15 protein-coding genes and 1 other annotated feature are annotated in these 15,017 nt (G+C 37.4%); of the genes, 4 read left to right on the top strand and 11 right to left on the bottom strand.

The genetic code is table 11. From position 1 onward, the window contains the following. Positions 1–1,641: a methionine--tRNA ligase gene (gene metG / locus MKX78_RS01575; RefSeq protein WP_341049479.1), complete on the bottom strand. Its 1,641-nt coding sequence runs from the start codon at positions 1,639–1,641 to the stop codon at positions 1–3. Between the two features lie 80 nt (positions 1,642–1,721). Beyond that, positions 1,722–1,997, bottom strand: a binding site (T-box leader). Positions 1,998–3,316: 1,319 nt separating this feature from the next. Between metG and MKX78_RS01570 the strand changes: the two genes are divergently transcribed. Further along, on the top strand, positions 3,317–4,027 hold the full coding sequence (locus MKX78_RS01570) for a hypothetical protein (RefSeq protein ID WP_340977373.1): 711 nt from the start codon (positions 3,317–3,319) through the stop codon (positions 4,025–4,027). A 90-nt stretch (positions 4,028–4,117) separates the two neighbouring features. Here MKX78_RS01570 and MKX78_RS01565 read toward each other — a convergent pair whose 3' ends face one another. The 10 genes from MKX78_RS01565 to MKX78_RS01520 form a co-directional block, all read right to left on the bottom strand. After that, the gene (locus tag MKX78_RS01565; RefSeq protein ID WP_095370983.1) at positions 4,118–4,315 is read right to left on the bottom strand and encodes a hypothetical protein; all 198 of its coding nucleotides are present in this window, start codon (positions 4,313–4,315) and stop codon (positions 4,118–4,120) included. A gap of 19 nt (positions 4,316–4,334) precedes the next feature. After that, positions 4,335–5,066 carry a cytochrome c biogenesis CcdA family protein gene (locus tag MKX78_RS01560; protein WP_341052687.1) on the bottom strand — a complete coding sequence of 244 codons (732 nt, stop codon included), beginning with the start codon at positions 5,064–5,066 and terminating at the stop codon, positions 4,335–4,337. 46 nt (positions 5,067–5,112) lie between these two features. Next, positions 5,113–5,469 (bottom strand): hypothetical protein, encoded by a 357-nt coding sequence (locus MKX78_RS01555; RefSeq protein ID WP_341049477.1) that lies wholly within the window; start codon positions 5,467–5,469, stop codon positions 5,113–5,115. 193 nt (positions 5,470–5,662) lie between these two features. Then, complete coding sequence (locus tag MKX78_RS01550; protein ID WP_307315695.1) at positions 5,663–5,785, bottom strand: hypothetical protein; 123 nt, start codon at positions 5,783–5,785, stop codon at positions 5,663–5,665. Positions 5,786–5,809: 24 nt separating this feature from the next. Beyond that, entirely contained in the window at positions 5,810–6,547 is a 738-nt protein-coding gene (locus MKX78_RS01545; protein WP_341049473.1) for a class I SAM-dependent methyltransferase, read from the bottom strand. A gap of 14 nt (positions 6,548–6,561) precedes the next feature. Beyond that, on the bottom strand, positions 6,562–7,335 hold the full coding sequence (locus tag MKX78_RS01540; protein ID WP_341049471.1) for a Cof-type HAD-IIB family hydrolase: 774 nt from the start codon (positions 7,333–7,335) through the stop codon (positions 6,562–6,564). After that, positions 7,332–7,781: a DUF4275 family protein gene (locus MKX78_RS01535; RefSeq protein WP_341049469.1), complete on the bottom strand. Its 450-nt coding sequence runs from the start codon at positions 7,779–7,781 to the stop codon at positions 7,332–7,334. The genes MKX78_RS01540 and MKX78_RS01535 overlap by 4 nt, the downstream gene beginning before the upstream one ends. 4 nt (positions 7,782–7,785) lie before the next feature. Next, entirely contained in the window at positions 7,786–9,063 is a 1,278-nt protein-coding gene (locus tag MKX78_RS01530) for a hypothetical protein (RefSeq protein ID WP_341049467.1), read from the bottom strand. Continuing rightward, positions 9,060–9,473: a hypothetical protein gene (locus MKX78_RS01525; RefSeq protein WP_341049465.1), complete on the bottom strand. Its 414-nt coding sequence runs from the start codon at positions 9,471–9,473 to the stop codon at positions 9,060–9,062. The genes MKX78_RS01530 and MKX78_RS01525 overlap by 4 nt, the downstream gene beginning before the upstream one ends. A gap of 87 nt (positions 9,474–9,560) precedes the next feature. Continuing rightward, the gene (locus MKX78_RS01520; protein ID WP_341049463.1) at positions 9,561–10,562 is read right to left on the bottom strand and encodes a YeiH family protein; all 1,002 of its coding nucleotides are present in this window, start codon (positions 10,560–10,562) and stop codon (positions 9,561–9,563) included. A 106-nt stretch (positions 10,563–10,668) separates the two neighbouring features. Between MKX78_RS01520 and MKX78_RS01515 the strand changes: the two genes are divergently transcribed. From MKX78_RS01515 to MKX78_RS01505, 3 genes are all read left to right on the top strand, one after another. Beyond that, a complete protein-coding gene (locus MKX78_RS01515; RefSeq protein WP_095370991.1) occupies positions 10,669–11,547 on the top strand; it encodes a LysR family transcriptional regulator in 879 nt (292 codons plus the stop codon). A 379-nt stretch (positions 11,548–11,926) separates the two neighbouring features. Then, complete coding sequence (locus MKX78_RS01510; RefSeq protein ID WP_233435361.1) at positions 11,927–12,766, top strand: helix-turn-helix domain-containing protein; 840 nt, start codon at positions 11,927–11,929, stop codon at positions 12,764–12,766. 51 nt (positions 12,767–12,817) lie between these two features. After that, positions 12,818–14,872 (top strand): HelD family protein, encoded by a 2,055-nt coding sequence (locus tag MKX78_RS01505; protein ID WP_341049462.1) that lies wholly within the window; start codon positions 12,818–12,820, stop codon positions 14,870–14,872. The last annotated feature ends 145 nt before the right edge of the window (positions 14,873–15,017 follow it).

The following is a 15,017-nucleotide window of genomic DNA, read 5'->3' as shown; positions in this document are numbered from 1 at the left end:
TTAGGTAAGTGATTGTGCTTGTAATCTCGTTAATTCTTTTTCAATGTTCTCTACATCAATGCGCGCAAACAATGGTTCAACTGGTGCAGTGAGTGTCACACCATTCAAAACAACCTCATGCCATCTCCGCTCTTGGACATTGAGTAATTCAAATACCTTTTCACTTGAAAACGGTAAAAAGGGAGAAAGTAATTGCGCGAGGTTGGCAAGAAAATAAACACAATTAGCTAACGTTTTTTCACAAGTCCCTTGATCCTCATGCCATTGTTGCCATGGCTTTTGCTCATCAAAATATTTATTAGATTTTCGCACATAGGCGAATATATTCTCTAGGGCTTGCTTCATGCTCCCTTGTTCGATGAGGTTTCCAACTTCTTGATATAAGCAGTTTATTTCTCCTTTTATCTTTTCATCAATATCCGACGTTGTAATGACACCGGCAAATGATTTTTCAATAAATTTCAACGTACGATTCACAAAATTCCCATATGCACCGAGCAATTCGCTATTATGGCTATAGATAAACTCTTTCCAAGAAAAATCGGCATCGCGATTCTCCGGTGCATTAATCGTAAGAAAGTAGCGAATCGAATCTGGTTCATATCTTTCTAAGAAATCAGGCACCCAAACAGCCCAATTTTTACTCGTCGATAACTTCTTTTTTTCTAAAGTAACATATTCGTTGGAAATCACCCTTGTCGGCAATGCCGCAATCCCTATTCCTTGTAAAATGGCGGGCCAAATGACCGTGTGGAACGGGATATTATCTTTTCCGTGCACATAATACGAGGTTGTTTCATTTGACCAAAAATGATGCTCATCCTGATTGTTTTCTTCGGCCCACTTTTTACTTGCTGAATAATAGCCTGAAACCGCCTCAATCCATACATACACCTTTTTATCTTCATAACCAGAAACAGGGACACTGACACCGATTGGTAGATCTCGAGAAATGGCCCTGTCGTGCAAGCCTTCACTTAAATACCTTTTCGTTAAATGCAGTGCATTCTCTCTCCATAAATGCTGCCCCTCAGACCGTTGTGTATATTTCTCCAAATCAGCTTGTAAGTCACTTAGTGCAAAATAAAAATGTTCTGTCTCCCTTGTCGTCGGTGTGTGACCACAAATTTTACAGCTGCGTTCATGAAGTTCAAGGGGCTCTAAGATGGTTGCACAATGATCACATTGATCACCTCTGGCAGGTTCATTGCAAACTGGACATAATCCTTCCACATAGCGGTCTGGCAAGAACTGCTGACAGTGCTCACAATAGGTTTGCTCTACCTTTCGCTTGTAGATCAAGCCTTTTTCTAAAAGCGCTAAAAATATTTCTTGTACTACATGATGGTGATGAGCTGTATCTGTTCTTGTATAAATATCATAAGAAAAACCTAATTGCGTAAAGCAATCAACAAACTCTTGGTGATAGTGATCCGCTATCGCCTGCGGCTCTACCCCCGCCTGTCTTGCCTTCACAGTAATCGGTGTACCATTACAATCACTGCCTGAAACATATAGCACTTTTTCTCCTTTTAAACGATAATATCTTGCCAAAATGTCTCCAGGTAGCAAACTTGAAACATGACCGAGATGTAAAGATCCATTTGCATAAGCCCACGCCCCACCAATAAAAATACTCATCTTCTATTCCCCCTAAATTGTTAGCCTGATTGATTGAGACATGACTGCAAACAAAAAACCTCGCCCCATAGCTATTTCTAGCTAAGGGCGAGGTTTACACCACGCGTTACCACCTTATTTTACAAATAGGTTACCCTACTTGCCTCATCAAGTACGCCAGTCCCAATCGGCCTTTATACTGTGACATTGATAACGAGTGCCAAAACTCGGTGGAGCCTACTTATACTTATAAACAAGTATGTTCAGTACACAGCTCAGAGACCATTTTCGAATGATTGCTTTTTGCTTCTTCTCAGCTACCGAAGCTCTCTGCTTAAAAAACGACACATTCTACTTTTTCTCTTCATTGCTTTTGGAGTGAAAATATTTAAATGTAATTGTAATCAACTGGGTTTTGAAAGTCAATGGGAGAAGTGAAAGGCAAATGTGTTTTGCTCGGCTTTCGTGACGGATTTTCTGGCTGAATGACTTGCTAATGCTATTTGCTCGGCTTTCGTGGCGGGATTTCTGACTGAATGACTTGCTAATGCTATTTGCTCGGCTTTCGTGGCTGATTTTCTGGCTGAATGACTTGCTAATGCTATTTGCTCGGCTTTCGTGGCGGGTTTTCTAGTTGAATGGCTCGCTAATGCTATTTGCTCGGCTTTCGTGACGGATTTTCTGGCTGAATGACTTGCTAACGCTATTTGCTCGGCTTTCGTGACGGATTTTCTGACTGAATGACTTGCTAATGCTATTTGCTCGGCTTTCGTGGCGGGATTTCTGACTGAATGACTTGCTAATGCTATTTGCTCGGCCTTCGTGACGGATTTTCTGTCTGAATGACTTGCTAATGCTATTTGCTCGGCTTTCGTGGCTGATTTTCTGACTGAATGACTCGCTAATGCTATTTGCTCGGCTTTCGTGACGGATTTTCTGTCTGAATGACTTGCTAATGCTATTTGCTCGGCTTTCGTGGCAGATTTTCTAGTTGAATAACTTGCTAATGCTATTTGCTCGGCTTTCGTGGCAGATTTTCTAGTTGAATGACTTGCTAATGCTATTTGCTCGGATTTCGTAGCGGGTTTTCTAGTTGAATGATTTGCTAATGCTTTGCTCGGCTTTCGTGGCGGATTTTCTAGTTGAATGACTTGCTAATGCTATTTGCTCGGCTTTCGTGGCGGGATTTCTGACTGAATGACTTGCTAATCCTACTTGCTCGGCTTTCGTGGCGGATTTTCTAGTTGAATGACTTGCTAATGCTATTTGCTCGGCTTTCGTAGCGGGTTTTCTAGTTGAATGACTTGCTAATGCTATTTGCTCGGCTTTCGTGGCTGATTTTCTGACTGAATGACTCGCTAATGCTTCCTTTTTTTACTTTCACCATTGTTTGTTGTGTATTTCGGCCAAATCACGGGTCTTTATCTATTTCTCGGCGGCACGGGAAAACAATATTTGCCGACGATTTATCTTTCGATTACCAATGAAAGGCCTGGGCTCATCGGGCAGGCACGCGGCGTCATCTACCACTGACCATGGATTATTCTTTTCCCTCCCATAGCTTACTTATTACTACTATTGGCCTTTTATCTCGTCTCGTCAGGTTAAATAACCAGACAAATAAAAATTGGCGGAGGATGACTCATTTATGATTTTTGGGTATATAGAAGGGTAGAGAAATAGGAGGGGAATCACCATGACCATTGAATCCATCATCATTGGCGTTATTCTTATATTCATTCAACTTTTTGCACTAAGGATTATTAAATGGCTACCAATGAAAGAGCAGAAAATACTTTCACTTTCCGGCGGTGTGGCGATCGCTTATGTATTTGTATATATTCTCCCTTCCATGCATGAAGAACAAGACAAGTTAGGTGGCACACTAGCGATCGATTCCGAACTATACTTCTTGGGGTTGATCGGATTAATTGTTTACTATAGTGTGTATAAATTCGCAAAATCTACAAAAGCGCAAAAAATGAACCAAAACGCCGCCTATTTTGTGCAAGCAACTTTTTTCGCTATCTATACATTTATGGTTTCTTATATTGTATTCTCATCTGACGTTCACTCTGGTGAAGCTTTATTTTATGGATTAGCCATCGGTCTTCACTTTATCGGCATATCCTATCATATTGGAAAAGAAAACGAGGATATTCACCATCAATACGGACGCTTTCTGTTTGCGATAGCTACGCTTATAGGGGCACTTGCCGGATCAATGGGCCCTACTACAGGGTTATTCGTCCACTCCATCATCGCTTTCAGTTCAGGCGCAATGATCTTTAATGTCATTAGTAAAGAGTTACCGGAGGAAGACTATGCCCACCTGCCCACTTTCTTATTGGCTTCCCTTTTGTACTCATTGATTCTCTTTACTCTTAAAACCGTCTTTAATTGGTAAATAAAAGGAAAAAACCCAATTTAAATGACATGAGCAAATTCCCAGAAACATTTGTTCATGTCTTTTTTATGGAGTTGTACTCAACTCTTCCTACTTACTTTTTCTGTAAAGTATAGCACTAGTAAGAATCATAACGACTGTACCAATCATTAATAAACTGTTTGGGATCCAATACAATTCACTCGGTAAAGTACTAAAAAATATGATAGAGAGCACGATCAAAGGTAGCATGCCTAAAATATACAGACGGATGATTGGGTTTTGCCACTTTATATTAAACTGATTCAACTAATTGTCCCCCTTTGTGCTAACTAGTAATCATCCCCCACAACCCTTTCAAAAAGAATTCCGCCTTCGCTCCCCAAATGTTGATGACATACACTTGATCAAAATAGATCATTACCCCAATAATAATCAAAATGAAACCACCCATTTTCATCAAATGACTCGAATATTTATGAAAGAATCGCGCCTTCTCAATAGCAAAACCTAGTAAAATAAACGGTATAGAAAATCCTAACGAATAAGCTGTAATATGGATAAAAGTTTGTTCTGGTGGTTGAGCCAAACTAGCGTAAATAATAGCACCTAAGATGGGGCCAATACATGGGGTCCAAGCGGCAGCAAAAATGACGCCTACTAAGTATGAACTCAAAAAAGTTCCTGCTTGTTTATATTTAAAGAGGCGTATCTCCTTCATAAGAAGTTTCGGCTGAAAAAGACCCATTAAAAATATCCCCATCATAATAAGGAAAATCCCACCAAACATGCGAATGAGATCATTATATTCTCTAAAAAACTCCCCAAGAAAACTCGCAGAAAAACCCAATACATAGTTTAAAGATGCTAATCCGAAACAAAACGCAACCGCATGAAGGATTACCTTCGACTGTGCACCATGCTTTTGTTTCAGGTCATTTACCGATACCCCGGTAATATAAGAGATAAAAGTCGGATATAACGGTAGCGTACACGGAGAGAAAAATGCCAATAGCCCGCCTAATAATGCTAAGGTTACTGTCATATTCATTATATCCATCACTAGGTATCCTCCTGATCCATTTAAGTAAGTGAATTTCAGTATCTTACAGTAATTCTAACCACTTATGATGTGGCATATGTAATTGCATCGCCGTTTGTAGCCATTTCTTTTCTTCAGAAGATAGGAAATCGACGACTCGAAGAAAGTCCTCTTGATCTTTCGCTTTATATAACAACACCACTTCGGGACTCAAATAAGGAATGCCTTCTTTGTTTACGGACTTCATTTTTTCAAATGAATAACGAATACGCTCATCTCTTCTAAAGATCCAATCGTTATGTTGGATTTCATTTAACAATACCTCTAAAGAAGTACCATTTATCACATTCTGGCAATGAATTTCATGAATCGGTCGCTGTAAGTTTTCTCCTTCCCAAATAACTAGTTCACCATTCACCACTTTCTGAAGCCTCCATTGTTTAAGGTGATTTTTTACATGCGCTTGATCATGACGAAATACAGCGATTTCAATATCTTTATGTTCTCTAGTCTTTTAACCGATATGCAAATCAATCGCCCAACCACCCGCAATAAACCACGGTTTATCAAATCCCGACATGAGTCCTTTATTCTATGACAAAGTTGGAACTCCGTCATAATTTCAACCCCATATATAAAGCTCCTGCTACCGGATTGTACGTATATGGCGGAATCTCATAAAACTGGTTAAGAGAATAATCTCTTGAAACGACCAATTCATCTACTCCTTTCTTCAACAACCAACCATCATTGATATTAAGCTACTCGTATTTAGTCGCCGAAATAATGATCATCATGGGTCTTCTCATTTCATTCTTCATTTCCTCTGTATGCATCATATGTTCTGGTGGCTTTGGTTCCACTACTCTTGTGATTTGAAAACCTTGCTTTAGTAAGCCATCAAGATAAGTAGTCAAAGTTTTATGGTATTTCGTTACTTTTTCTTCCAAAAAGGTTGTTTGTCTTTCTCCTTCAAAGAAATATTGGTCAACAGGAAAATGAGAAACCTTTTGCTGTGCATCATAGAACCAATCTTGACTACCTTGTGCTGTAAAAATAGGATGTTCTACAGAAAAAATAAATTGTCCTCCTTTTACCAATCCCTTATGAACATTATTAGCCACTTCTTCAAAGTCAGGTACATAGTGTAGGGCAAGCGAACTTACTATCACATCATAATGCCTCTCCTTTATTTGCATATCCTCTATTGTGGATCGAATATATGTAACATTTTCATAGTCTTGTGACATTGTTTTTGCTTTCGAGATCATTTTTTCAGAAATGTCTACTCCCACAACTGATTTAGCTCCATGCTCTGCCGCGAATCGGCAATGCCAACCGAAACCACAACCTAAATCTAAGACGGTTTTATCCTGAAAGGTCTGCAGCATCCCCTTTAATGTTTGCCATTCTCCAGCTCCTTCTAAGCCTTTTACCGATCGTGTCATTTGGCTATATTTTTCAAAAAAGGATGCTTGATCATATATATTCCCCTTCATAACGAACCTCCTTCTTATAAAATATTGAACTTCTTTAATGCCTCATAAATCCCTCCTTCACTTGCCCTAGAAGTCACATAATCCGCAGCAGTCTTAACGCCTTGGCTACCATTCCCCATCGCAATTCCTAGCCCAACAAGTTTCACCATATCAATGTCATTGTCGCCATCACCAAAAGCAATTGTTTCATGGGGGTACACATTGAAATAGGCTAATACTTCTTTTGTTGCTACATACTTAGATACCTCTTTTTCAACTACATTTAAGATATAAGGGTGCCACCTCTTGAAGATTAAATAAGGAAACGTTTGCCGATAAATATCTACTACTCTATCATTCGCAAATAAACATAAAAGATAGACCTCTTCCTCAAGAATAGCAGGCTGTGTACTCGGATAATCAGCAAGAGATAAAGTCTCATTAAGTGCTGTAAGAATAGCTCCTTCTTTGACACCATTCATATAAAGGGATTCAGTATAAAAAGATAAACCATGTTTCATTTTTTCTGCAAAGTTCATCACGTCTATTAATCTCTCTTTATTAAATGGAATCTTATGTATGACCGTCTGTTGATGCTTGGCGTACCCTCCGTTAGCTGTTATAAATGTCTCAATTCCTATTTCCCGCAACTCTTCACACATGGATAATGGTCTACCAGTAGCCGCAACAACGTGTATACCTTTCTCCATCAGTCTTCTAATCGCTACCTTAGTTGTTGGTGGTATACTCCCATCTTTTTCACTCGTTATCGTACCATCCACATCAAAGAATACCAGTTTATAAGTCATCTTCTCTCAACCTCTTTATGATGATAAAAATAAGGACCGTACCATGGGGATTCATGTGTCCTTATATATGTCCAAGTAAAATCAACATCCACCACATAAATATCACTTTCTCTCTCGAAATCAATCGCCTTGAGTGATGTTACCCGATCAATGATATACGCAGCATCCTCCATCTCGTAAAATATATAACAAGACATATTTTTCATTTGATCTAACCTACCTCTAGCCTGTTCTCCTTCTAGACAAGCGACTGTCTCATAACTAAAAACGTGCCATAGAAACCCACAAATTCTCCCTTTATCATATAAATGAATCTCTTCTTCTTCACTCTTATTCAAGTGACTAGCAAATGACTGCTCCCAGCGATATTGTAAATAAGGACCCCATTTCGGTATCTCGGTTACTTTTACTCCCCGATCTCGCAATCTTGTTACTAAATCCACCACTCCATCACTTCCTATCCGCCAGCAAGAAAACTTCACCAGTATTGGCATCAACCCCATACAAACTATCAATCATTGCACTTAAAATATATTTTCGTGTATCAAAGTCATACACATAAATAGGTTTTAACTCAATGAATTCCTTGATTTTTTCATAGGCTTTTTCTTTTGATAGGACAACCTCATCCGGGCCATCATACGATTTAAATTGATCACTTAATAACTGGTTGTCTATATAATTTATCACCTCGAGCGAAAGAGGATCGATAAAGACTTTCAGTTTCCTCTGGAAAACAAACGAATTTTTCTTACTTCCTTTTAAATTTGCGTGAATATAACCAGTATCGCGATTGAAAGAAGTTAATAACCATTCTCCTGAATACTCTGGGTATACTTGTCTTAAAAACGTTTGAACGACGTCAATATAAGCAGTTACTTCACTTTTATTAATCGGTACAGTATCAGCACTAGGTTCATTCGTGAATGCCTGTTTTGCTGAGATATCTTCTATCAACATCAACTCACTCCGAGTGAAGTTATTTTGTAACGGCTCCGACCAAACCAATAGCTCTTCCAATTCAATACGTCCACATCTATCGGTAAAACCTTCAAAAGGAAATGTTTTCGAAAGATCATTGGCTATATAAATTTCCTCTACAGCATATACAGCGTGGATTTTTTCCTCTTCAAAGGAAGGATCATGTATCAGTTTGATTTGCGATTGGGCAGCTTTCTTTACTTGCTCAACGGTCAGTGTATATTCCTCTTCTTTCACTACTTCTTCTTTTGGAAATTGCCCATAAACACTATAAAAAACGAGTTTCCCTTCACTATTTAATTTCAGTTCAATATAACCAGGTGGAGATATGTCTTTCCCTTTATAACATTCTTTAAAAACGTACTTATCCCCTTTATGAGAATCCAGTTGAAAATGCCTACCATATATTAAATTCGTTTCCGCTTCTATCCATTTGATAATGCTTTCTACATCTCGCTGATGAAAGACAACACCATGCTCTGCATATGTTTTCCCTTCCACAAAAATAGCGGATTCTACCTTATTTGTTTGCAAATCGATCGTAATTACTGCCGTTCCCTCAGGATTTAAATTTTCCTCAACAATACATGCCTCTTTAGGAAACCACTCCATACAATATTGGTAAACTGTTTCATTAAAAAGTGTTACACGGCGACTGTAACTACTACGACATAAATCATAATGAGCTAAGCCGAACTTTAATCTGGTCCATTCTATTATTTTTTGCTCTTGTTCGTTTATAATCATTTCCTAAGCATCTCCCTTAACACATTCGTCATGTCGCCTGTGGTCAAATACATCTCCCCATCATTAACCATATACATGAGAATACTAGGTTCATCTTGTTCTCCTACCCATAAATGAATGGCATGAGTAGGCAAACCCTTTTTATACTCAACCATTACATCATAATCTGGCAGTCTTTCATTTATTACTGTTGGCTCTTTTACAGCTGTTAAAATGACTTTTTCCACTGTTTTTATGTCTGCATCTTCTTTGATAGAAAAAAGGATGGTTTCATTTATTTCACCCACGCCTTTTGATGGTGAAATATGAATAGCTTTAATTGGCTCGTTCAATAACACCATCGGCTCTCCCTTTTCACAACCTATGAGAACTAATACGCTTAAAACGATAGCGAGGTATATACTTTTCATACTTACTCCTTCATACATATAAAATGGAAATATATGCTTATTATCATACAATGGAACAAAAAAAAGAGCCACACTTCATGTGACCCTTTACATCATAAAAATAATGATAAATCCTAATAAAACAAGCAGTATCGTACCAAGTAATGCCGCATAAAAAATCTGCAGGCCCATTTTCTTAAAAGCGGAGAGTTCTACATTTAGCCCTAAGCCCGCCATTGCCATTGCTAATAATAAATATGATCCACTAATAAGCCATTGAACAAGTTCAGTCGGCAACCACCCCAACGTATTGATGGCACTCATTGCGAGAAAACCGAAAATAAACCAAGGAATAGGTAACTTGTTCTTTGTTGCGCTCTCTTGACTTTCCCGCTTCTTCATATAATAGCCGATAAGAATGGCCACTGGTACAAGTAAAATGACTCTTGTTAGTTTAACGATGATGGCGATATTCTCTGCCTCCACACCACCAACAGAAGAAGCAGCAACAACGTGCGCAATCTCATGCAAGGTGCCTCCAGTTAACATACCATATTGGTAATCGGTTATTGGTAAAATCGGATAAAGAAATGTATAAAGTAACGTGAATAGCGTACCAAGCACAGCAATCACACCGACACTGACAGCAGTCACACTTTCCTTCGCTCTGACAACAGATGCGATCGCCACAATCGCAGCCGCACCACAAATCGCCGTACCACATGCCGTTAATAAACTTAATGTCTTATCCACACGAAGCATCCTAGCGAAGCTATAAACTGCTAGGAGGGTGACACATAATAAGAATGCCGCATAAAGAAAAGTACTTACACCTGCATGAGCTAAATCGGATAAATTAAGGCGCAAACCTAACAAGATAATGCCTAGTCTTAATAATTTTTTACTAGAAAAATCAACACCGACTTTATATGAACGGTTCCAACCAATCGTATGAGACCAAATTATACCTAGCAAAATGGCTAAAACAAGCTGACCGATTATCGTCAGGTAAGGTAGTTTGGCGAGAAGCCCAGCCATAATTGCAATAATCAATGTCGTTCCTATTCCAAAATAAAAGGAGCCTGTTCTCAAAGATGACTTTAAATCCATTGCTGCCTCCCCTTTCTCTATTACAGTATAGTTTTGTCCTTTTTATTTTGGAAATAAATATATATAATAATACTTATTCATTTTATTAATAAATGGGGTGGTTATCATGCATATGGAGGAACTTGAGACGTTTCTTGTCCTCGCACGCGAGAAAAATTTTACAAAAACAGCTAAACAAAGGGCATTATCTCAACCAACCGTTAGTGTCCATATAAAAAACCTGGAAAATGAATTTGCGACCTCACTCATTCAGCGCACAACAAAAAAAGTCCACTTAACAGCAGAAGGGGAACTTTTTTATAATCAAGGCTTAAAAATATGGGATGTGTATCAACAGCTTAAAGAAACATTATATGAGAAAAAACAAGTTGCCTCAGGACTCATACGAATCGGAGCTAGTTTTACAATTGGTGAATACATTTTGCCGAGCGTGATCGCACAATTACAAGCAACTCATGAGCAGTTATCCTTCCATGTGACGATTGGTAATTCAGATCAGATGATTAATAGTGTGAGGCGGTTAGAAGTAGATATCGGTTTAGTGGAAGGGCAAACCTATGCAAGAGAGGTGGTCCAAACACCCTTCGCAGAAGATCGTTTAGTGATTGTCTGTTCACCTGCCTATGAAGGAAATTTTCATTCGATAGAAGATTTGCATGATCAAGAATGGATTATCCGTGAAGAAGGTTCGGGGACAAGGCAATCATTTGACCATCTAATCGAATCTCATCAAATTAGAGTCAAATCCACCTTCATCATCAGCTCTACCCAAGGAATAAAAAGTAGCGTAAAAAGTGGACTAGGACTCGCCTTACTATCCGAGGCAACCATACAAGAGGAATTAACATACGGTCTATTGAAGATTGTACCGATAGATGGCCTTTATGCAAAACGAGCCTTTTCTTATATCCTGACCAAAGGGACAAACCTTAATCGCAATACGCAATTATTGGTCAATACGTTGAAATATGGTACTGAAGCTTAGTATTTAAACAAACGTTTGATTAAATGGGATGAATGGAACAAGTGACAGGTTCTATTCGTTCCTTTTCTACTCGACCAAACCACCTCTTTTTAAGCATTGTCCATTTTAAGGTGATAGTTATTTCAATATATAAGTAAACTTCTGAATTCCACCTAACATTGTAATGATAGTATGAGCTATCAACAAAAAAATAGTTTGTTATCCGTATAAATTCCCTCATTTCCAATACTAAATGTATATTACTCTCCCTTCATTGTCATATTTAAATATAATATTTCTGGCATCCGCTAGTATATGTGTAAGAAAAGAGCAAGAATAATGAAAAGATCTTTAGGTTTTCTTGTTATTATTTGTGAGGGAGGGTCAAGCTTTGAAAAAAGTGAATCTAATTATGGATACCATTGATTATATCGAAGCTCATCTATCAGAGAAAATGAACCTAGCACTTGTTGCACATGCCTTGCATTATTCGAAGTATTATCTGCATAGGGTATTTTCACAAACAGTAGGTATGACTATTCATGATTATGTACAGCGAAGAAAGTTAACTGAGGCAGCAAAAATGCTTGTATTCTCCGATAAGTCTATTCTAGAAATCGCATTGGTTGCTGGTTACGAGAGTCAGCAAGCATTTACCACTATATTTAAAGCAATGTATAAGAAATCACCCCTTCAATACCGTGAGGAAAAAGACTATTATCCATTACAGTTACGATTCCAATTTAATCATGAATGGACTCAGACGAGTAACAATAAAGAATTAGAGAACTTAAGAATAATTAAAGAAGCTACCAAGGATGATGTACCATCTTGGATGGCTTTTGTAAGCCTCGTAATTGATGGCTTTCCTCACTTGCAAGAAGCAGAGCATAGAAAGGTACTTCAAACATACATTGCTGACAGACGTGCCTTCATCATGATAGAAAATGGATTAATCATTGGAAATATGTTGATTTCCCACATAAATGGGGGAATTGATTTCCTGGGGGTTCATCCTTTATATGATAAACCAGAGATTATACATCTTTTTATAAAGATGACCGATTTGGCAAATTACGAAAAAGTCCACATCACGTCTTTTAGAAAAGGAGATAAAGCTGACCTAGGCTACCGAAATGCATTAATTCAACTAGGTTTTAGAGAAGCAGAACTTCTGACTGAATTTGGTTATCCTACTCAGGAAATGGTTTTATACCAACAAGGAGAGATACATGATTAAGCCAGTTACACTATATTTATGAAAACTTAAGTATAAGAAAGGAGTGCTATAATGACATCTGATATATTCCAGGAAGAAAGTATACGATTAAAAGAAATGATTAGTCATTTGGAAGAAGAAAAAGATTACATCAATCATAAAATTAAAAAAGACGATGAAGATTATCATGATTTAAAGCATTATTTATCCGAGTTTACTGCTGATCCGATGGAGATGTACCAAAATTATCGGTCTATGACTAATATTGATAAAACAATTGACTTTTACTATAGTCAATTAAATAAAGTAAAAAAGCTTTTAGAATCACCTTATTTTGGTCGTATCGATTTTAAATTTGAGGATGGCGATGAGGTAGAAGAATTTTATATTGGAAAGTTCAACCTAGCTGATCGAGATAACGATATATTAATTTACGATTGGCGAGCACCGATATCGAGTATGTATTATGAATACGAACTTGGGCAAGCTGCTTATGAAGCACAGGTTGGTATGATACATGGGGAAATCAGCCGAAAAAGACAGTATAAAATTAAGGATCAGCAATTGCAGTATGCTTTAGAGAGCTCTATGACTATCCAAGATGATGTCCTTCAAAGAGAATTGAGTACAACGTCTGATGATCGAATGAAAACAATTATATCAACCATACAGAAAGAACAAAATAAGATTGTACGAAATGAATCTGCTCATACTCTCGTCATTCAAGGAGTTGCTGGTTCAGGAAAATCAGCCATTGCTCTGCATCGCATTGCCTACTTGCTTTACAAGCACAAAGAAAAGCTATCGTCTGATCAGATCACAATCATATCACCGAATAAAATATTTGCTGATTTTATAGCAAATGTTTTGCCTGAACTGGGTGAAGACCCAGTTCGTGAACAAACATTTGATGATATTGCCACAGCTCTTCTTCCAAATAATATAAAAGCTGAATCTTTATACGAACAAACCAAAAGAATCATAGAGGAACCTCATTCTAACTATACGCTTCGAGTAAAACTAAAATCCTCATTAGCTTTTTTTAAGCAATTGAGCAATTATATAAAGAATATTGATTCAAACATCTTCCAACCGGATGAAAATATGCATTTTGGTGATACGATCATAACAAAGGAATACCTTTTATCAAGATTCCATAGTTATAATAACCTCCCAGTAAAACAACGGTTGGATGAGTTATCTAATGATGTCTTGGACATTTTAAAGAAGAGTAAAGCAGCAGAAATTAAAAACATCCCTTCCAAAATAGACTTAAAAAAAAGACTTAGCAGCTATTTAAAATTTAGTGATGCCCAATCTATTTATATACATTTCTTTAATGTGATAAATAATGCTGATGCACTAAATTGGAATAAAGAAAGACTAGAATATCAAGATGTCTTTCCATATATATATTGTATCTACTATTTTGAGGGCATCGAGTCGTTTAACTTAGTTAAGCATTTAGTTATTGATGAAATGCAAGATTACAGTCCCGTTCATTACGCTGTAATCAATAAAATATTTAGGTGCAAGAAAACAATCTTAGGTGATTTTGGTCAAATGTTGAATCCGTTTAGTTTAAATTCCAATCAATCCTTCAGTAACATATTTGATAGAATGGAATTTGTAGAACTGAAAAAAAGTTATCGATCCTCTTATGAAATTATCGCTTTTGCGAAGCAGTTTATGCCGGATTACTCCATCGAAGCAATTGATCGCCATGGAGAAAAACCAGAAATTATATCGTATACAAACCAGCATTCTTTGATTGATCAATTACAAAGATTAATCATCCAGTTCCAAAATAACTCGTTTAATCGTTTAGGTATCATCTGTAAAAGTGAAGCACAAGTAAATCAGATTTATGATGAACTAAAACAGTTTTTTACACTTAATAAACTAAGTGATACCAGTGAAACATTTGAGCAAGGGATAACCGTAACAACAATCCAATTAGCTAAAGGATTGGAATTTGATGAGGTGCTCATTCCTTTTGCAAATGCTGATGTATATAAATCTAAATTTGACAAAGGCTTATTATATATCGCAGCAACTAGAGCGATGCATACGTTGACTATACTGCACAAAAAAAGCGAATTAACTCCTTTAATTAAAAACGAGTAAAAATCGACCCCATTCTATAAAAGATTGGGGTCTTCTCTTTTTATCAATCAATTGTCACTATTCTACCCCTTTAGCAACATACCTAGAAGAATTCCCTTTATTTAAAGAAATAAAGTAACTATCAACCAACCAGAGCAGACTAATA

It is taken from the genome of Cytobacillus sp. FSL R5-0569 (assembly GCF_038007265.1).
In the GTDB taxonomy this organism is placed as follows: Bacteria; Bacillota; Bacilli; order Bacillales; family Cytobacillaceae; genus Cytobacillus; species Cytobacillus kochii.
This window is presented reverse-complemented; position numbering and strand designations above follow the sequence as displayed.

Coding starts and splice junctions, on each gene's coding strand:
- metG (WP_341049479.1), bottom strand. CDS start 1,641: ATGAGTATTTTTATTGGTGGGGCGTGGGCTTATGCAAATGGATCTTTA.
- MKX78_RS01570 (WP_340977373.1), top strand. CDS start 3,317: ATGACCATTGAATCCATCATCATTGGCGTTATTCTTATATTCATTCAA.
- MKX78_RS01560 (WP_341052687.1), bottom strand. CDS start 5,066: ATGGATATAATGAATATGACAGTAACCTTAGCATTATTAGGCGGGCTA.
- MKX78_RS01545 (WP_341049473.1), bottom strand. CDS start 6,547: ATGAAGGGGAATATATATGATCAAGCATCCTTTTTTGAAAAATATAGC.
- MKX78_RS01540 (WP_341049471.1), bottom strand. CDS start 7,335: ATGACTTATAAACTGGTATTCTTTGATGTGGATGGTACGATAACGAGT.
- MKX78_RS01530 (WP_341049467.1), bottom strand. CDS start 9,063: ATGATTATAAACGAACAAGAGCAAAAAATAATAGAATGGACCAGATTA.
- MKX78_RS01525 (WP_341049465.1), bottom strand. CDS start 9,473: ATGAAAAGTATATACCTCGCTATCGTTTTAAGCGTATTAGTTCTCATA.
- MKX78_RS01520 (WP_341049463.1), bottom strand. CDS start 10,562: ATGGATTTAAAGTCATCTTTGAGAACAGGCTCCTTTTATTTTGGAATA.
- MKX78_RS01515 (WP_095370991.1), top strand. CDS start 10,669: ATGCATATGGAGGAACTTGAGACGTTTCTTGTCCTCGCACGCGAGAAA.
- MKX78_RS01505 (WP_341049462.1), top strand. CDS start 12,818: ATGACATCTGATATATTCCAGGAAGAAAGTATACGATTAAAAGAAATG.